Below are 19,606 nucleotides of genomic sequence, written 5' to 3'. Positions count from 1 at the left end.
GGGAGACAACGCGCTTTTATTTTGGGTTGTTAGATAAAGGGAATATTCATAAGTAGCCTGTCGGGGTGGCAGACCACCTACTAACTAAGATTGCTTTTACTAACTGGGGGCTAAATAATCCCTACTGCCAATGCTCCAAGCATTGCGGCCATGAGCACTATGTACCAGACTACCCACGGCAGTGCGGCGGCCTTTATCATCTTACCTTCAGCACCAATAATGCCCGTGGTAGCACACACCGCAACGATGTTGTTGATGCAGACGATGTTACCAATGGCACCGCCCTGGTTCTGGAGGGCAACTATAAATACCTGAGGTAAGTTCAGGATGGTTGCAGTCTCGAACTGGAGCGGGGTAAACATAATGTTGGATACTGTGTTGGAACCAAACATGAATGCACCGATGGTACCGATGAACGGAGCAACGAATACATAATTGGCCCCTGCCAGATCAGCCATGCCCTTGGCCATGGAAACCAGCATGGAATCCCAGCCAAGTGGGTTGGCGTTGGAATAACGATAAATATAAACCATTGCAAAGCCGAAGAGCAGGGCAATGGTGGCACCGTAAAGCTGATTGTAGGATTTCTTTACGATACCCTTCACCTGATCTCCACTTAGACCGTAGAACGGAATGGAAATCAATACCACCAATACAAATGGGAACAAACCAGGATTGTTGAAGTATTTCATGGCAAAGCCTGCACCCTCAACACCCATAATGTTGTTCATGGAGAATACGAAGCTGGTGATAATACTCTTAAGACCAATCTCCGGAATTCTGGTAAGTACCAGCCAGAGAGCGATAAGCAGATAAGGAGTCCAGGCCTTTAAGAGGGACATGGAAGGCTTATCTTCATTGGATTCGGTTTTAGTCTCAGTTTTTCTTTCAGTACCAGGGAAACGCCATGTATCCTTTGGTACAAGGAAGCCAGCCTTGGCTGCTCCGATAGTGGCAAATATTGTTACAGCACCGGCGCAGATTGATACCAGCTCGGAGCCGATGAATTTTGCAACGATAAGATAAACAACGTCAAATACTACAGTAGTGAACAATACAAATGGAACCATTGGCAGTGAATGCTTGATGAAGGATTTCTCCTCGCTGTACTGCTTTGTAATCAAAGCCAAAACCACCATAATAACAAAGAAGGTACCAGCTGCAAGACCAACAGCAGAGGCCCAGGACAGATCAAGCTTCCACGCTTCCAAATCAGTAACGCCGATAGTAGGAAGGGTATCCTTCAAAATTTCAGCTGCAGAGTTGGTTGGTGTACCGGCGGCACCGAAGGATACCGGCGGTGAATCCAAAATCAGACAGGCTATAGCAGCAGCCATTGGAGGGAAACCGAGACCAATCAGCAGCGGAGCGCAGATTGCCGGTGGAGTACCAAAGCCTGCAGCACCCTCGATAAATGCGGAAAGGCCATAGCCTACAATTACTAACTGAATACGGGCATCCTCAGAAATACCATTGAACATTGATTCAATTTTGCGCATTGCCCCGGCTTCGTTTAGCATATTCATCAACAGAATAGCACCGAAGATAATCAGCAATGTATCAATAGATCCCAGGAAACCAGTAATGGTATAAGCGGTAACATGGAGCATGTCCATTTGCCAGTAGAAGAGACCAATCAAACAGATAGACAGCCAGGCAATAGGCAGTACCTTTTTTGCCGGCATATTAACGCCTACCGTAAGAATAATGGTAATAATAATTGGTATTGCGGCGATAAGTGCTAACACATACATCATCTCCTTGCATTTCATTCATATATAATGATAAAAACTTCGCAATATTGACTCGCAATATAAATGGGAGAAACATCATTATATGTTACTACAGCGGAATAGAAATGGTTTTGCCGGTTCACTTAAAATGAATGAACTTCGATTTGTAAGATGATTTCCACATACGCCTATTAAAAATATAATATCGTATTTAATTGTTATGATAATTATATTTTATTTGAAGGCAAGAATCAAGCACAATATAAAAAATTGTCTGAATAATTTTTTCAATGGATAGTTATTTTTATCATATTTAATATTGATTGGTGATTATTTAATCCTATTGACAGACGATTTGTACGATATTATAATAAAACCATGAATAGAAATGGTTTGACGATTTTGTTGGATGAATTTCTCTGAAAGGAGAGTATCTAATGGAAAAGGTGTGTGAGAATTGGCCAGAAAAAGCGTTCATCAGCGGACTGGTGGATGCCAAGTACTGGACCGACTTTGAGGCTAATGCCACAGCTGCAGCTGCCCAGGTATATAAGGTAGCTGATTATGCAGCAGGTGAGGCAAAACTCAAGGAAGTATTAAAGGAGTATGCCCCAAAGGAAATCATTGCTGTAGGTGGAGATGAAAACCCTGCATTAAAAGGGATCTACTCCAGACTGAGTGAGGATGGTACAAAGGTTTATACCGAAAAGTTTGATATTGCCGAGCATGCTGCCAGCGCAGATGTGGGCATTTCAACTGCTGAGTTCGGTGTAGGCGAGTCTGGAAGTCTTGTTGTTGATAATTATTCATACGAAGCAAGAGTAACCAGTATGCTTCCGTTTGTAAATGTTGTTTTTGTAAATGCCAATTATATGGTAGAAAACATTACCTCAGCCTGTCAGATTATCGGTAAGGTTTTCCAGAAAGGCTATTGTGGATTCGTTACTGGCCCTAGCCGTACAGCTGATATTGAGCGCGTACTGAGCCTTGGTGTTCATGGCCCTAACAAACTCATTATCATTGCTGTAGAAAATGAAGGGGGGGCTAAGTAATGGCACGTGACCTTAAAAGAGAAATTAAATCAAAGCTGCAGGATAATATCATGCAGGATGCCCTGTCCCGTTTCGCTGACCAGTATCCGGGTTCACGCCTGAAATCCTATGCAGGCCAGGATATTGAGGCACTTCGTGAAAATCTTCGTTGCATGAAGGCTGATGCTGTAGACCACATTGAGGAGCTGGCTGACAAGTTCGAGGAAAATGTACGGGCCCGCGGCGGTGAGGTTTTCAGGGCAAAGGACGGAGACGAGGTTAAAAAGTTCCTTATTAAAATATGTAAGGAAAATGGTGTCAAGAGAGTTGTTAAATCCAAGTCCATGGCATCTGAGGAAATTCACCTTAATGAATGCTTCACAGAGAATGACATTCGTGTTAAGGAAACTGACCTTGGTGAGTGGATGATTGCCATTGCCGGGCAGAAGCCATCCCACATGGTTATGCCGGCCATTCATCTGAACCGTTATCAGTGTGCTGAGATGTTCGAGAAGGAGCTTCAGGAGGAGGTTCCTGGTGAGGACATCCCATATATGATTCAGAAGGCCCGTCAGACCCTGCGTCAGGAGTTTTTGCAGGCTGATATGGGTATCACTGGTGCCAACTTCGGTATTGCGGAAAATGGTGCCATTGGTCTTGTTACCAATGAGGGTAATGCCCGTCTGGTAACCACCCTTCCTAGAATTCATGTTGTACTTATAGGTTATGAAAAGCTTATTCCTAAGACAGAGGATGCAGCCAAGATTCTGCGCCTGCTGCCTCGTAACGGCACATGCCAGAAGATGACCAGCTACATGACAATGATTGATGGTCCAACTCCTGTAATGTACAAGAAGGATGGCAAGTGGGTAGAGGAGAACAGAAAGCAGTACGTAATCCTTTTGGATAACGGCCGTCTGGAGGCTGCCCATGATCCTGTTATGAAGCAGGTTTATCAGTGCGTACGCTGCGCATCCTGTCTGAATGTTTGCCCAATCTGGACTCTGGTAGGCGGCCATGTATATGGTCACATCTACTCTGGCGGTATTGGTGCAATCCTTACAGGCCTCTTAAATGGTATTGAAAACTTCAGTCAGTTCTCTGATCTGTGTATTGGCTGCCGGACTTGTACAACTGTATGTCCTGGTAAGATTCCAATTCCTGATCTCATTGACGAGCTGAGAAATAGATATGTTAAGAAGCATGGTGTTCCATCCATGGACAAGTCCTTCTTTGACAATGTCCTTAATGACAGAGGCTTGTTCCACAAGCTGCTGTTGAAGGCTGGTTCCGTTGGCCAGGCACCATTTAAGTCCGGCAAGTATATCCGTCATTTGCCACTGTTCTTTGCTGGCATGACCAAGGGCAGAAGCTTGCCAACCATCGCCGAAAGGTCAATTCGTGACCGTATGCCGGCTCTGGAAAAGAAGAACCCTTCCAATGCAAAGAAGAAGGTAGCATTCTTCAGCGGCTGTAATACAGACTTCGTATTTGCCGATACTGGTGAAAATGTAGTAAAGGTACTGCAGCATCTTGGTATGGAAGTCGTATATCCTATGGCCCAGAGCTGTTGCGGCAAGCCAATTCTCGGTGTAGGCGACCGTGAAACTGGTATGAAGGCAGCCAAGCGCAATATTGAGGCTCTGGAAGCTGTAAAACCAGATGTTATCGTTACTTCCTGCCCAACCTGTGCTGAGACCTTGATGGAGACCTACGAAAAGCTCTTTGAAAACGATCCTGAATGGGGTCCAAGAGCCAAGGCCTTCAGTGCCAAGGTTCGCGAATTCTCCAGCTTTGTGGCTGAAGAATACAAGGCTCAGGGCAAGCTCCTGCCAGCTGCTGGCGGCGAAAAGGTTACTTACCATGATTCCTGCCACATGAAGCGTGGTATTGGCGTTTATGAGGAGCCAAGAGCCCTTATTGATGCAACTCCAGGTGTAGAGCTTGTGGAAATGAAGAACTGCGATAAGTGCTGTGGTATGGCCGGTTCCTTCGGTATGAAGTATTCTGAGGTTTCCATCCCAATGCTGGAGGAAAAGGTAGAGAATATTAAGAATACCGGTGCTACCACCTGTATCGTGGCCTGCCCATCCTGTATGATGCAGATTGGCGGCGGCCTTGATAACCAGAATACTGGAATTAAGGTAAAACATATTGCAGATTTGTTGGCTGAAAAGCTTTAAAAATTCTTTCCTTTTAGAAAGAAAATTTTGAACAAATGCGTTATAATTGTATTCAGGGGAAAAGTTCGGGGTGAGCCTTTCGCTTACCCCGGACATATAATGAAAGTATGAGGAGGATTTATTCATGGAAATTCTGGTTTGTATCAAACAGGTTCCAGGCTCCAATAAGGTAGAGGTTGATCCTGTTACCGGAGTATTGAAGCGTAACGGCGCAGATAGCAAGATGAACCCTTACGATCTGTATGCGCTTGAATGTGGACTGAAATTGAGGGAGCAGTACGGCGGCCGAGTGAGCGTAATAACCATGGGACCACCACAGGCTCAGGCAATTATCAAGGAAGCGTATGCAATGGGTGCAGATGCAGGAGCAATCGTATCTGACCGTGCATTCGGCGGAGCTGACGTGTTGGCTACCGCACATACTCTTGCACAGGGTATCAAGAAATTTGGCAAGTTTGATATAATACTTTGCGGACTCCAGACTACAGATGGTGATACTGCACAGGTTGGTCCTGAGGTATCCGAGCAGCTGGATATTCCATGTGTATGTAATGTAAAGGAAATTAAAGGCGTTGAGGGTGACAATATACTTGTAGACATGGAAATGGCACAGGATATTGAGCATTTGAAGGTTTCCTTCCCATGCCTTATCACTGTTCAGAAGGATATTGTACAGCCACGCCTTCCATCTTATTTAAAGAAGAAGGACACTGAGAATCGCGAGATCGTTATGTACACCTTAAAGGATATGGAAGACCAGAACAAGAACAACTATGGTCTTAATGGTTCCGCTACTCAGGTTCAGCGTATATTCCCACCTACATCCGACAAGGTTCAGGTTACCTGGGATGATCCTGCTGATGTATTGGCAGAGAAAATTTACAGTACAATCAAGAGCAGAAAATTGTTAGGATAAGGGGGATTAACAATGGGAAAACTGATAGTTCATCAGGACAAAGTAACTGATATTAATGCAATGATTTCCATTTGCCCTTTTAATGCTTTGGAGGAAAAGGACGGCAAGCTGGAAGTTAATGCCGGCTGTAAGCTCTGTCAGCTCTGCGTAAAGAAGGGCCAGCCAGGGGCAATGGAGTATGTAGAGGAAGAAGTAAAGACTGTGGACAAGTCTTTATGGAATGGTATTACCGTGTATGTTGACCATGTAAATGGCGAGATTCATCCGGTAACCTTCGAGCTTCTTGGTAAAGCTGGAGAGCTGGCCAAGAAGATCAATCATCCTGTATATGCTATCTTTATCGGCAGTGATATTGAAAAGAAGGCAGAGGAGCTGCTTCACTATGGCGTAGACAAGGTATTCGTTGTGGATGCCCCTGAGCTGAAGGATTTCCAGATGGAGTCCTACACTGCAGCCTTCGAAGCTTTTGTAAATGAGATTAAGCCATCCGCTATTTTGGTAGGTGCCACTCCTGTAGGCCGTCAGCTGGCTCCAAGAGTTGCTTCCAGATTTAACACCGGTCTTACTGCAGACTGCACAATTCTGGACATTCATGAGAATACTGACCTCGTACAGATTCGTCCTGCATTTGGCGGTAACATCATGGCTGAGATTCTGACTCCAAATTCCAGACCTCAGCTGGCTACAGTTCGTTATAAGATTATGGATGCTCCTGAGCGCAGTGCTGAGGCCAAGGGCGAAATCGTGAAGATTTCCGTTCCAGCTGAAAAGTTCAAGACCCGCACCCAGGTTCTGGGCATTACCCATAAAGAAAAGGAAAAGAGCATTGAGAATGCTGACATCCTTGTTGTTGCAGGCCGCGGTCTTAAGAAGAAGGAAGACCTTGAATTGGTTAAGGAGCTGGCTGATGCTCTGGGTGGCGATATCGCCTGCACCAGACCACTGGCAGAAGCTGGCTGGCTCAATGCCAAGCATCAGATCGGTCTTTCCGGCCGTACCGTTCGTCCAAAACTCATCATTACCTGTGGCGTATCCGGTGCAATTCAGTTTGTAGCTGGTATGAACAACTCCGAGAACATCTTTGCTATCAATACTGATCCTAATGCTAGTATCTTTAAGGTAGCAAACTACGCTATTATCGGTGATATTTATGATGTTATTCCAAAGCTCATTGAGCAGGTTAAACAGGGAAAGGGTGTAAAGGCATGAGCGAATACAAGGTTTTAGATGCTTCCGATTTAGAGGCTATCAGCCAGTATGTGCCTCGTGAGCGCATTCTTTGGGCTGATGAAATTAATGAAGAATACAGTCATGACGAGTTAAGTGCTGACGCTTCTTATCCTGAGATGGTAGTAAAAATTACCTCTGCAGAGGAAGCATCAAAGGTTATGAGATATGCTAATGAGAAGCATATTGCTGTAACCCCTAGAGGCGCCGGCACTGGTCTGGTAGGTTCCTCCGTTGCAGTTGAGAAGGGTATCATGATCGATACTACTCTTATGAACCACTTCCTGGAGCTGGATGAAAAGAACCTTACTCTCACTGTAGAGCCTGGCGTTCTGCTGATGGAAATTGGTCAGTATGTAGAGGAGAAGGGCCTTTTCTATCCACCTGATCCAGGTGAGAAGACTGCAACTATTGGTGGTAACATCAGCACCAATGCCGGTGGTATGCGTGCTGTTAAATATGGTGTAACCAGAGACTATGTACGTGGTTTGGAGGTAGTTCTGGCTGACGGTACTATCATGGAAGTAGGCGGCAAGGTTGTAAAGAACAGCTCCGGCTATGACCTTAAGGACCTGATTGTAGGCTCCGAGGGTACTCTCTGCTTGGTTACTAAGGCAATCCTCAGACTGTTGCCACTGCCACAGAAGAATGTTTCTCTGTTGATTCCATTCCCAACTTTGGCACAGGCTATTGGCACTGTACCTCTTATTGTTAGCTCCAACGTTATCCCTACTGCTGTAGAGTTCATGGAGCGCGAGGTTATTATGGACTCCGAGGAATATCTCGGCAAGAAGTTCCCTGATAACCAGGCTGATGCTTACCTCTTGCTGAAGTTCGATGGTGCTTCCGTTGAGGAAATCAGTAAGTATTATGACAGCGTTGCTCAGATCTGCTTGGAGCAGGGCGCACTTGACCTCTTGATTGCTGATACTGACGAGCGTGCAGAGGCAATCTGGAAGGCAAGAGGTGCATTCCTTGAGGCAATTAAGGGCTCTACCACCATGATGGATGAGGTAGACGTAGTTGTTCCTAGAAGCTGCGTAAACGAGTTCGTTGAGTTCGTTCACGATCTTCGAAAGGAAATGGGCATCCGCATTAAGAGCTTCGGTCATGCTGGTGATGGTAACCTCCATGTATACATCCTTCGTGATGACATGGATGACAAGAAGTGGGCTGAGATGCTGGGCAAGGCAATGGAGCGCATGTACCTCAAGGCTCGTGAGCTGAAGGGCCAGGTTTCCGGTGAGCACGGTATCGGTCTTGCCAAGAAGCCTTATCTGAAGGAGAGTCTCCCTAAGGAGTCCATGAAGCTGATGCAGGGGATCAAGAAGGCATTTGATCCAAACAATATCCTGAATCCTCATAAGGTATGTTTCGATTAATACCTTTTTTCAATAGTTTCCCTTTCATGAAGAGTTCGCCGCGAAAGAAATTTTGCGGCGGATTCTTTTTTTGTTGGATTGGAAGATTTTTCTTTTTCAAAAGAAAAATTTGAGCATTTGGGTTATAATTAGATGGTAATGTTCTTTTCGGAAAATTCGGGGGTTTTGCTTTTTATGGATAAATACTGTATTGTCCCAAAGACCAGCCGCATATTGTTTGAGCTGGCCAGGGGAATGGAAATGAATAATGATGAGGAAGAGCTGCTTAAGGGCGGCTTTATTCGTCATGTGGAAATTTCCCTGGATACAAATACATGGGAGATACTGGCATGGACTATGCCGGAAATTGCTGAACCCCTTCTGGATCGCGTGGCCTCCTTTGTGGAGCAAAAAAATAAGGTGGACAAGGTACATATCTACCAGAGTGCCATGAAGCTGGATAAAATTGTGGAGCAGAACTGGGAGAAGCTGGTTGATTACGTGGCCGGGGAAAACCAGGGGGTACGCCACATTCTTCTTCATTCCAACCGCATATACAAGGAATCCAAAATTATGCTGCAGGTAAATGGGGATTTCAGCAAGTACCTTCTTGAAGAACACAATGTACTTCAGGACTTAAAGGAAGCTGGTATCAAGGTAATCGGTTATCCTATTAAGCTGGAGTGTCAGACTGTATACGAGGAAATAGAAGTACCAGATGTGGAGGAGGCAGTTCACGAGACCAAGGAGTACAAGGCTGCCCTTGAGGCTGCCCAGGCGCCTGCCCCAAAGCCGGCCCAGGGTGGTGGCGGATATGGGGGCAGCTATGGCGGAGCTCCTTCTGGAGGCTCATCCTTTGGGGGCAGCGGGGAAAAGAGCTCTTCCAGCAAGCCTTCCCGTCCGAGACGCGCTGCTGTTCCAATTGGGGATGATGACAGCCCGCTGGTTTACGGTGAGGCCATTGTTGGTGAGATTACCCCTATTTCCCAGATTGAAGGGGAAATGAAGAATGTGGTGGCCCAGGGCACCATTGCCGGTGTGGACGGCCGCAGCTTCCAGACTACAAATATACTTCTTTTTGCCGTGGCGGATAATACTGAGGGTATTTCCTGCAAGGCCTTCTTAAAGGACACAGAGGGCTATGAGAAGGTCCTTGGCCGCCTAAAAAAAGCCGCCAAGGGTGGCGGCACCATAAAGGTGAAGGGCTCCGTCCGCTACGATAAATACGACAACGACTATGTAATGTTTGCTGACAGCGTGCTGCTGGTGGATGTTGAAAGCCGCAAGGACCAGTCGGAGGAAAAGCGTGTGGAGCTTCATTGCCACACCACCATGAGCAACATGGATGCGGTGTCTTCCGCCAAAAGCCTTATTACCACCGCGGAAAAATGGGGCTGGCCAGCCATTGCCATCACTGACCACGGGGTTGTTCAGGCCTTCCCGGAGGCCATGGATACTGTTTTTGGCCGTAAACCACTGAATATAAAGGTTATTTACGGTGTGGAAGGCTATCTTGTGGGGGAGGACTATGAGCAAAAGCGGGCAAATCATATTATTTTGCTGGCGAAAAATCCAAACGGTCTTCGCAATCTCTACAAGCTAATAACCATGTCCCATCTGCGGTTTTTCCATCGTACCCCAAGACTGCCACGGCAGCTTATTCAGGAATATCGTGAGGGCCTGATTATCGGCTCTGCCTGCGAGGCGGGGGAGCTTATCCGTGCCATTGTGGCGGGGCAGAGTGATGAGGAGCTGCTGGAAATAGCTGATTTCTACGATTATCTGGAAATTCAGCCCATCGGCAACAACGAATTCCTTGTAAGAAGCGATGATTTCCCTAATATAAAAGACGATGATGACTTAATTAAGATAAATCTGAAGGTGGCGGAGCTGGCAAAGAAGCTGAACAAGCCCCTTATTGCCACCTGCGACGTGCATTTTCTCAATCCAGAGGACCAGATATACCGCGCCATTCTCATGAAGGGCAAGGGCTTTGATGATGCTGATTTGCAGCCGCCATTATATCTGAGAACAACTGAGGAAATGCTGGCAGAATTCCAGTATCTGGGAGAAGAAGCCGCATACGAGGCGGTGGTTACAAACCCAAGGAAAATCGCCGATATGTGCGAGAAGTTCAAGCCGATTCCGGATGAGCTCTATTCACCAATGATTCCGGGGGCAGACGAGGAAATTACCTCCATGACCTACAACAAGGCCAAAAGCCTTTATGGGGAGGTGCTGCCGGAAATCGTTCAGGCCCGCATTGACCAGGAGCTGAAGCCAATTATTGCCCACGGCTTCTCCGTGCTGTATCTCATTGCCCACAAGCTGGTGCGCAAATCCAATCTGGACGGCTATCTGGTGGGCTCCCGAGGTTCCGTAGGCTCCTCCTTTGTGGCCACCATGACGGATATTACCGAGGTAAATCCGCTGCCGCCACACTGGCGCTGTCCTCATTGCAAGCACAGCGAGTTTATTACCGACGGTTCCTACGGCTGTGGCTATGATTTGCCGGACAAGGACTGTCCAATTTGCGGTTCCAGCATGGTGAAGGACGGCCATGAAATACCATTTGCGGTATTTTTGGGCTTTGACGGGGACAAGGTTCCTGATATCGACTTAAATTTCTCCGGAGAGTACCAACCAGTGGCCCATAAGTACACCGAGGAGCTTTTCGGCAAGGATAACGTATTTAGGGCCGGATCCATTGGTACTGTGGCGGAGAAAACCGCTTATGGCTTTGTAAGAAAGTATTATGAGGAAAAGGGCCAGAGCAAGCGTGAGGCCTATATTAACAAGGTGGCCATTGGCTGTAACGGCGTTAAGCGCACCACTGGGCAGCACCCAGCGGGAATCATGGTAGTGCCAAGGGATATGGACGTTCATTTCTTTACCCCTCTCCAGCACCCTGCTGACGACAAGACCTCAGCCACCATTACAACCCATTTCGATTATCATTCTATTTCCAGCCGACTTGTTAAGCTGGATATTCTGGGCCACGATGATCCTACGGTAATAAAAATGCTGGAGGATCTTACCCACCGTGACCCTAAGACAATTCCCTTTGATGACCCGGCAACTCTCAGTCTCTTTAACAGCACCAATGCTTTGGGCGTTACGGAGGAGGAGCTGGGGGCAAATTCCGGAACCTTTGGTATTCCGGAGTTCAGAACCAATTTTACCCGCCAGATGATTGCGGACACCAATCCAAGCTGCTTCTCGGATTTGGTGCGTATATCCGGCTTTTCCCACGGCACAGATGTATGGCTGGGAAATGCCCAGGACCTTATCAAGGCGGGTACATGTACCCTGCAGAACGCCATTGCCGCCCGTGATGACATTATGATGTATCTGATGCATAACGGGGTGGAGCCGCTTCTGGCCTTCAAGACCATGGAGAAGGTGCGTAAGGGCAAGGGCATTGAGCCAGATGTTGTTGAAATTCTTAGAAAGACGGGGATTCCTGAATGGTATATTGAGTCCTGCCAGAAGATTAAGTACATGTTCCCACGGGCCCATGCCACAGCCTACGTTATGATGGCCTATCGCATTGCCTTCTGTAAGGTTCATTATCCGTTGGCCTATTATGCGGCCTATTTCTCCATCCGGGCTGCGGCCTTTGACTCCGACATTATTGCCAAGGGGCAGAAAGCAGTTAAGGAAAAAATGGAGGAGCTGGAGGCAAAGGATAAGAGGGATGCCAAGGAGGAGGAGCTTTACGTTGTCCTTCAGCTGGCATGGGAGATGTATATCCGCGGCTTTACGGTGAAGAAGGTGGATCTGTATAAATCAGGGGCGGACCGCTTCCAGATGGTTACAGAGGAAAATGCCCTTCTGCCGCCATTTACTACCCTTACAGGCCTTGGTGGTGTTGATGCCAAGTCCATTGTGGAGAAGAGAAAAACCGGCCCATTTTCTTCTGTTGAAAATCTGAAGAAGCGGACCGGCATAACCAAAACCAGTATTGAGGCCCTCAGAGTCCACGGCTGTCTTGAGGGCATGGATGAGAGTGACCAGATGTCGCTGTTTTAAGCGGGAGAGGCTTTGCTATGTTAAAAGAAATAAAGAGAAAAGTGCTGGAGTGCGCTGTTAAGGCGGAAGAGATGGGGCTTTGCCAGCATCGCTCCGGAAATTTCAGTATCCGTGATGAGGATACGGGGCTTATCTGTATTACTCCAACTGGTATGGACCGAAGTGAAATGACCTACCATGATATTGTGGTGGTGAATATGAATGCGGAGGTGGTGGAGGCAGAGACGATGCACCGTCCCACCAGCGAGGTAACCATGCACCTTAAGATTTACCAGGCCCGTCCTGATGTAAATGCTGTGGTGCATACCCACTCCAAGTTTGCTCTGACCTTTGCCATTCTCAATAAGCCTATTCCTGCCATTGTGACTGAATTGATGCATCTGGGCTGCAAGGAGGGCTATATTCCCGTGGCTCCCTACGGGCGGCCTGCCACTCCGGCGTTGGCGGAGTCTGTTATAAAGCCCTTGCAGATTTCTGACGTGGCCCTTATGGAAAAGCATGGGGCCGTGGCGGTGGACAAGGATATAAAGGAGGCACTGACCAAGGCGGCCTATGTGGAGGAGCTGGCGGAGATTTATTATAATACCCTGACTATTCTGGGTCCCGGGAAGGAGCCGGATTACGTTGACAAGGAAGAGCTTCAGAAGTGGGCTTATCCAAAGGAAATTAAGCTTCTGCCAGGGGAAGATAAGTGAGGGATTAATATGAGCAAGAATACTATTATGGATTATGATACAGTGGCTCTTGATGATGCCAAAAGCGCCTTGGTGATAATTGACCAGACCAAGCTGCCCTACAGCACGGAAATATTGGAGCTGACGGATTTAAAGGAAATATGGGATGCCATATATCTGCTGCAGGTCCGGGGCGCTCCTGCCATTGGGGTGGCAGCGGCCATAGGCATATATTTAGAGGCAAAGAAAATTGGGGCGGTGGAGTCTGAATTTGATGGCTTCTATGAGAAATTCAAAAAGGCCAAGGAATATCTGGATTCTGCCCGTCCTACAGCCGTAAATCTGTCCTGGGCCCTGAACCGCATGGAGCAGGTGGTATTGGCCAATAAATCAAAGAGTGTGGCAGAAATAGTGAAGTGCCTTCATGCTGAGGCGGTGGAGATCCGTGAGGAGGATATCCGGGTGTGCCGTGCCATTGGGGAGCATGGTCTCACCCTTATTAAGGACGGGGACGGCATATTGACCCACTGCAATGCGGGAAAGCTGGCGGCAGTAAAATATGGCACAGCCACGGCTCCTATTTACGTGGGCCAGGAGAAGGGCTTCAGCTTTAAGGTCTTTGCCGATGAAACGAGACCACTTCTCCAAGGAGCACGCCTTACTGCCTTTGAGCTTCAGGAATCAGGCATTGATGTGACACTTATCTGCGACAATATGTCCAATATGGTTATGCGAAATGGCTGGGTTAACGCCATATTTGTGGGCTGTGACAGAGTGGCAGCCAACGGTGATGTGGCCAATAAAATTGGCACCTCCATTGTGGCTACAGTTGCCAAGCGTTATAATATTCCGTTTTATGTGTGCGCCCCAACGGCCACCATTGATATGGCCACACCTACTGGGAATGAGATAACGATAGAGCAGAGAAAGCCTGAGGAAGTTACGGAAATGTGGTATGAAAAGCGTATGGCACCTGAGGGGGTAAAGGTCTATAATCCAGCCTTTGATGTGACGGATAATGACCTTATAACCGGCATTGTAACGGAATTTGGCATTGCCAGACCGCCATATAAGGAGAGTCTGAAAAATATATTCGCCATGAAGGAAAAGAACAGATAATACGTACAAATGTGCAAAATTATTGTTGACAAAGGTATTCCTATCACTTATAATAGTTATCGTCGTCAAAAGCGATAACTAAACGCGGCCCGGTAGTTTAGTTGGTTAGAATGCCGCCCTGTCACGGCGGAGGTCAGGGGTTCAAGTCCCCTTCGGGTCGCCATTTTGCGGAAATAGCTCAGTTGGTAGAGCATCACCTTGCCAAGGTGGGGGTCGCGAGTTCGAGTCTCGTTTTCCGCTCCATTATGTGGTGCCATCGCCAAGTGGTAAGGCCAAGGTCTGCAAAACCTTTATTCCCCAGTTCGAATCTGGGTGGCACCTCCAAGGTATATCAAGCCCTCGCAGGTTTTTTAATCTTGCGATGGGCTTTTTTTGTGCTAATAAAAGTAAAATTGCAGCAATTTTATGAAAAGTGTAGATGACATTATCAAAAATAATGTATAATAAGTTGAAGTTAATTTCATTGAAAATAACTTCAACTAAGAATGATAGGCAGGTGAATCCGATGAAAGAATTTATTGGTCGTCAGCGTGAACTTGATGCTCTTAATAGTATTTGCAACAAGGAAGGCTTCCAAATGATGGTGCTTTATGGTCGGCGCCGGGTTGGTAAGTCCACATTATTACAGAAATTCATTGAAGGAAAGAAATCTATCTTCTACACAGCTGTGAGAAGCAGCAGTCAAAGGAACCTTAAACTTCTGAGTGATTATGTTGTTGAGGCTTTGGCACCGGAAATGCAGGGCATCAGCTTTGATTCATACGAGCAATTATTTCATTGGATAGGTGAAAAGGCAAAAAATGAAAGAATCATATTCATAATTGATGAGTTCCCTTATATGGCTGAGCAGGATAAAACATTGCTGTCAGTGCTGCAGAAGTATATCGACAGGGAATGGATCAAAGGAAATATGTTTTTTATCATAAGCGGTTCTTCAATCAGTTTCATGGAAGATGAAGTATTAAGCGAAAAGAGTCCTCTGTTTGGCCGCAGGACATCACAGTTAAAATTAAAAGCCTTCAACTATCGGGAAGCAGCAGAATTTGTACCAAAATACAGTTTTGAAGACAAGGCTGTTGTATATGGTGTTACTGGTGGTATAGCCAAGTATCTGGCAATGTTTGATGACGGGTTATCCTTGGATGATAACCTTAAGAATCTGTTTTTCTCAGATACAGGATATTTGTACGAGGAGCCTAATAATCTGCTGACACAGGAGTTTAAAAATGTGGCTCTTTATAATGCCATAATTGAAGCTGTAGCCTCCGGCAGAAACAGAATAGTCACCATAGCTGATCTTACCCACATGGATAAAACACAGGTTTCTCATGCGGTAGCAAATTTGGTTAGTACAGGAATACTCAGTAAAGACTATGCCATTACAGATGAAAGCAATAAACGTAAGGTACAGTACGTTTTGGCTGACAATATGTTCAGGTTTTGGTATCAGTTTGTTTCTCCGGCTATCAGTATGATTGACTATGGACGGGGAGCCATATACTACGAAAATGTGGTGAAAAATAATCTTAACCACTATATGGGGAGCGTTTTTGAGGATATGTGCCGTTACTTTACCATGGATGTTGGTTGTACCGGTGAATTGGCTTGTATGGTAATGAAGGTCGGAAAATGGTGGGGCACTAACCCAGCAAAAAAAGAGGAAACTGATATTGATGTAGTAGGTATTGATACTATTGGAAAAAAAGCTGTTATTGGTGAATGCAAGTACAAGAATGAATTATTGGATAAGAGCGTCTTTGAACAGCTGGAAGAAAGAAAGGATTTGATTAATAAAAAGTATCAAGTAGTCCAATACCTGCTTTTCTCCAAGAGTGGTTTCTCGGACTGGGTTAAGAATAATGCTAAGAAGAAAAATATATTTATGACAGATTTGCCACGACTGTATAGGTAAATAAAGAATTGTAGATGTCATCTCAGATTATGGCATTGACCGTCAGCAGCTGAATGACTACAGTAGCAAAGCTCGTGGCTTTGATGAAACAGATGAAGAAGGAGGACGCAAGTGTAGCGGTCAAGATGGCTTTGACAAAAGAAAGACTGATACGCTTCGGCTTTTGTGATTTAGCCTTGGCGTATCAGTCTGTGTACGTCAACTATTGAAACCGCTGTTGTTCCCTTTGTAATTTATTTTCCCTGCTTTTCGTACAGCAGAAGGAGCAATTCCTTTTGCGAAGCGGCGCTGGTCTTGCGCAGCAAGTTGGTGATGTGAAACTTGACAGTCCGCTGGCTAATGAAAAGCGCTTCGCTGATTTCGGCAATGCTTTGGCCGGAAAGAATACAATCCAGCACCTCGGTCTCTCGCTGGGTCAGCCCGTAGCGGGCGCAGTAATCCGGGGCGGGGAGCGGGGCCGTTATCTCGGTTGCGGGGAGCGAAGGTGTTACCTCCGCTGCGGCGGAACCGAGGTTAAAACGCAAGGCACTGCTATAAAAAACAATGACCAGACACCCGACAATGGCTAATACATACAGCAACGTAAAGAACAGTTTGTCCGCATCCAGGATAAAAGCGCCGAAAACAGTGGCCGCACTGACGGTAAACATCTGCACGGAACGACTGGTTACGGCCCAGGGCTTCAGCGATGGCCGATGGGCGGCGAGGTCTACAAAGGCCAGAATGATGAACAGGGTAAAGAAGCCATTCATGAAATCGCCAAAATAATGAAGTGGGTAATACAAAACCTGTTCTTGTCCGACCCAGATATCCAAAATGTCCTGCGCTTTGGCAAACAGTGCAGCCAAGGGCAAATACAACCGATTGCGGTCGGCAAAATAACCAGCTACGATGGAACCTAAGCAATAGGACAGGCGAGAGAATCCAAATAAATCATTAAAATTGTGATAAGCGTCCATATACAGGTCCCCAATGCCATGGAGCAGGGAAAGCAGTACGACAATCAAAAGCGTCATGGGTACTGACCAGCGGAAAACGGATATATCGACAAGGGGAGGCTTTGGTTCCGCTGGTTGTTCAACTGCTGGCGTTTTCATCGAGGCAAGTTGTTCCAGACATTTGGGCAATAGCATTGCCAGACCGCCCACGCACAGCACCGAGGCAGTCAGAAAGCCAGTCAACGAGGCGTCCAGAACAGCATGGAAACCTGACTGCAACAGCAGGGAAAAAGCGGTCGAAAAACCGAAGAAGCGACCAGTCAAGTTCGGCGCCACGTGCAGGGAAACCAAATGGAAAATCAGCGCAAACACGCCACCTGAAAGTGCCATAAAAAAGGCAAGCATCAACAGGCGAAGGCTAGCTCCCACGAATGGGAACACCATTACGGAAAGCATGATCATCGCCAACACCGGAAGTAGATACCGCTGCCAGCATGGGGGCCGGAGCCCATAGCACACGGTGCCGGAGAAAACTGCCAACATCATGCAAAGATCCGGTAACATTTCCGTACCGGGGATAATGGAAGAGAAAAAGATTTGTGGCCAGTCGATGCCGGCAAAATGGAGCGCCATGTACACCGTGGTGGCCCAGAAAAAGTACAACGCATTGGCCACGAACAGGGACACGGTGCATATATCTGCACCGACAATTTTTTGTAAGATAATGGAACGCGATATCGGCGATAAAGGTATAGGATTCATGTTCATCAAATCCTTTTTTATTCAAATTGGCAATCAAAATGAAAAAATATAACGAGCTTTAAGATGTCCCCTTCCTCTTTAGGTGGGGGAAAACAAACTACAACAGCTGGTGAGAATATCTCCCAGCTCGTTGAAACGCTAATTGGAAGATTTTTCTTCTAAAGAAGAAAAATTTGAACAATGGCGTTATAATGCAAATAATTTCTTGTTAAGGATAACAATTGCACATGGTTATTATAAGCAAAAAATCTTGTATTAGCAATCATAAAACGCCGATTAGCGGGTATAATTGCAATACTGTACGCGGGTACAGATCGATTTTGTCGTATTCCTCTTGCCTTATATAAGAGCGTCTTTGGACAGCTGGAAGAGAGAAAGGATTTGCTTAATAAAAAGTATGTTGTATTTTTTTAATATTGCATTTGACACGGGACTCGCATAAATGCTATAATTCCTAAATGTGAGAAATATTCATTTTTCTTTCTAATTTAATAGCAATAAAAAATATGCGGAAATAGCTCAGTTGGTAGAGCATCACCTTGCCAAGGTGGGGGTCGCGAGTTCGAGTCTCGTTTTCCGCTCCATTTTATTTGGTGACATCGCCAAGTGGTAAGGCCAAGGTCTGCAAAACCTTTATTCCCCAGTTCGAATCTGGGTGTCACCTCCAAAGTTTAATCATCCCGGAATTATTTCCGGGATTTTTTATTGCAATCAATAATTATATTTATAATATTAGACAAATATGATATAGTTACAAATAATATAAAGTAAACATGAATATAATATACAATTAATAAACTAATTGCTCCAATATAACGAGCTTTAAGATGTCCCCTTCCTATTTAGGTGGGGGAAAACAAACTACAACAGCTGGTGAGAATATCTCCCAGCTCGTTGAAACGCTAATTGGAAGATTTTTCTTCTAAAGAAGAAAAATTTGAACAATGGTGTTATAATGATTAGCTATATGAAATGTCAAATTACGCTATTTTAAAGTATGTAATTATAAAGTATGTAATTTTTTGGTATGTATGTAATTGATATTTAATTCTGATGGTAATATAATTATAGAAAGGAAGCAGAATATGACGGCGAAGGAAATGGAAAAGATAATCCAGGAAGATGGCTGGTATCTTGTTAAGATTGAAGGATCACACCATCATTATAAGCACCCAATGAAGCATGGTAAGGTTACTATTCCATTTCATAAAAAGCCTAAAGATTTAAAAATCAAGTTAATAAAGTCTATTTTGAAACAGGCTGGTCTGGTATGAAAGGAATGATAGCTTATGCTTAGCGTTTATCCTGCAATTTTTTATGTAGATCCATCAGGAGGATATTCAGTTGTCTTTCCTGACCTTAATCATCTTGCAACCTGCGGTGATGATATGCAGGAAGCAATGGAAATGGCTGTGGATTGTCTGGCCGGGTATCTATTTTCTGAAAAAATAGACGGAAACAGTATTCCTGACCCTACACCCTTTGACCAAGTGGACCCATATTGTGAGGATGATACAGAGGAGGAAAGACAGGCTGTTCGTTTTGTAAATATGGTGTCAGTTGATGTGGAGGCCTATGCTGAAAAGCATTTCAACAAAGCGGTGAAGCGGACTGTTTCCATTCCACAATGGTTAAACAATCGTGCCATGGCTCAAAATATCAATTTCTCCAAGGTTATGAAAAAAGCACTTTTGCAGGAATTGGATATAGCTCAATAA

General features: G+C 45.7%; 13 protein-coding genes and 5 tRNA genes. 16 read left to right on the top strand and 2 right to left on the bottom strand.

Annotation, left to right across the window (positions count from 1 at the left end):
- Positions 1–110: 110 nt before the first annotated feature.
- Positions 111–1,748: an L-lactate permease gene (locus T525_RS0105520; protein WP_027406390.1), complete on the bottom strand. Its 1,638-nt coding sequence runs from the start codon at positions 1,746–1,748 to the stop codon at positions 111–113.
- 422 nt (positions 1,749–2,170) lie between these two features.
- Here T525_RS0105520 and T525_RS0105515 point away from each other — a divergent pair, with 422 nt between their 5' ends.
- From T525_RS0105515 to T525_RS0105460, 12 genes are all read left to right on the top strand, one after another.
- A complete protein-coding gene (locus T525_RS0105515; protein ID WP_027406389.1) occupies positions 2,171–2,785 on the top strand; it encodes a lactate utilization protein in 615 nt (204 codons plus the stop codon).
- A complete protein-coding gene (gene ldhH / locus T525_RS0105510) occupies positions 2,785–4,947 on the top strand; it encodes an L-lactate dehydrogenase (quinone) large subunit LdhH (RefSeq protein WP_027406388.1) in 2,163 nt (720 codons plus the stop codon). Before T525_RS0105515 ends, ldhH begins: the two co-directional genes overlap by 1 nt.
- A 124-nt stretch (positions 4,948–5,071) precedes the next feature.
- The gene (locus T525_RS0105505) at positions 5,072–5,863 is read left to right on the top strand and encodes an electron transfer flavoprotein subunit beta/FixA family protein (protein ID WP_027406387.1); all 792 of its coding nucleotides are present in this window, start codon (positions 5,072–5,074) and stop codon (positions 5,861–5,863) included.
- 12 nt (positions 5,864–5,875) lie between these two features.
- Positions 5,876–7,072 (top strand): electron transfer flavoprotein subunit alpha/FixB family protein, encoded by a 1,197-nt coding sequence (locus T525_RS0105500; RefSeq protein WP_027406386.1) that lies wholly within the window; start codon positions 5,876–5,878, stop codon positions 7,070–7,072.
- The gene (locus T525_RS0105495) at positions 7,069–8,472 is read left to right on the top strand and encodes an FAD-binding oxidoreductase (protein WP_027406385.1); all 1,404 of its coding nucleotides are present in this window, start codon (positions 7,069–7,071) and stop codon (positions 8,470–8,472) included. The genes T525_RS0105500 and T525_RS0105495 overlap by 4 nt, the downstream gene beginning before the upstream one ends.
- 174 nt (positions 8,473–8,646) lie before the next feature.
- Complete coding sequence (locus tag T525_RS0105490; protein ID WP_027406384.1) at positions 8,647–12,483, top strand: PolC-type DNA polymerase III; 3,837 nt, start codon at positions 8,647–8,649, stop codon at positions 12,481–12,483.
- Between the two features lie 17 nt (positions 12,484–12,500).
- Positions 12,501–13,178 (top strand): class II aldolase/adducin family protein, encoded by a 678-nt coding sequence (locus tag T525_RS0105485; protein ID WP_027406383.1) that lies wholly within the window; start codon positions 12,501–12,503, stop codon positions 13,176–13,178.
- A 9-nt stretch (positions 13,179–13,187) separates the two neighbouring features.
- Positions 13,188–14,276: an S-methyl-5-thioribose-1-phosphate isomerase gene (gene mtnA / locus T525_RS0105480; RefSeq protein WP_027406382.1), complete on the top strand. Its 1,089-nt coding sequence runs from the start codon at positions 13,188–13,190 to the stop codon at positions 14,274–14,276.
- Positions 14,277–14,362: 86 nt separating this feature from the next.
- A tRNA-Asp gene (locus T525_RS0105475) sits at positions 14,363–14,439 on the top strand.
- Positions 14,440–14,443: 4 nt separating this feature from the next.
- Positions 14,444–14,519, top strand: a tRNA-Gly gene (locus tag T525_RS0105470).
- A 6-nt stretch (positions 14,520–14,525) separates the two neighbouring features.
- A tRNA-Cys gene (locus tag T525_RS0105465) sits at positions 14,526–14,600 on the top strand.
- Positions 14,601–14,781: 181 nt separating this feature from the next.
- Positions 14,782–16,188: an ATP-binding protein gene (locus T525_RS0105460; RefSeq protein WP_037325225.1), complete on the top strand. Its 1,407-nt coding sequence runs from the start codon at positions 14,782–14,784 to the stop codon at positions 16,186–16,188.
- A gap of 233 nt (positions 16,189–16,421) precedes the next feature.
- On the opposite strand, the gene T525_RS0105455 is transcribed toward T525_RS0105460, so the two are convergent.
- Positions 16,422–17,894: a helix-turn-helix transcriptional regulator gene (locus tag T525_RS0105455; RefSeq protein WP_084276914.1), complete on the bottom strand. Its 1,473-nt coding sequence runs from the start codon at positions 17,892–17,894 to the stop codon at positions 16,422–16,424.
- 502 nt (positions 17,895–18,396) lie between these two features.
- Between T525_RS0105455 and T525_RS0105445 the strand changes: the two genes are divergently transcribed.
- The 4 genes from T525_RS0105445 to T525_RS0105430 all read left to right on the top strand — a co-directional run bounded on the left by T525_RS0105445 (position 18,397) and on the right by T525_RS0105430 (position 19,606).
- A tRNA-Gly gene (locus T525_RS0105445) sits at positions 18,397–18,472 on the top strand.
- Positions 18,473–18,480: 8 nt separating this feature from the next.
- Positions 18,481–18,555: transfer RNA gene (locus T525_RS0105440), tRNA-Cys, on the top strand.
- A gap of 418 nt (positions 18,556–18,973) precedes the next feature.
- Complete coding sequence (locus T525_RS0105435) at positions 18,974–19,162, top strand: type II toxin-antitoxin system HicA family toxin (protein ID WP_027406378.1); 189 nt, start codon at positions 18,974–18,976, stop codon at positions 19,160–19,162.
- 15 nt (positions 19,163–19,177) lie between these two features.
- Positions 19,178–19,606 (top strand): type II toxin-antitoxin system HicB family antitoxin, encoded by a 429-nt coding sequence (locus T525_RS0105430; protein ID WP_027406377.1) that lies wholly within the window; start codon positions 19,178–19,180, stop codon positions 19,604–19,606.

Source organism: Anaerovibrio sp. RM50 (genome assembly GCF_000622005.1).
GTDB lineage: Bacteria > Bacillota > Negativicutes > Selenomonadales > Selenomonadaceae > Anaerovibrio.
The sequence above is the reverse complement of the archived record's forward strand: the minus strand, read 5'-3'. Positions and strand labels throughout refer to the sequence as shown.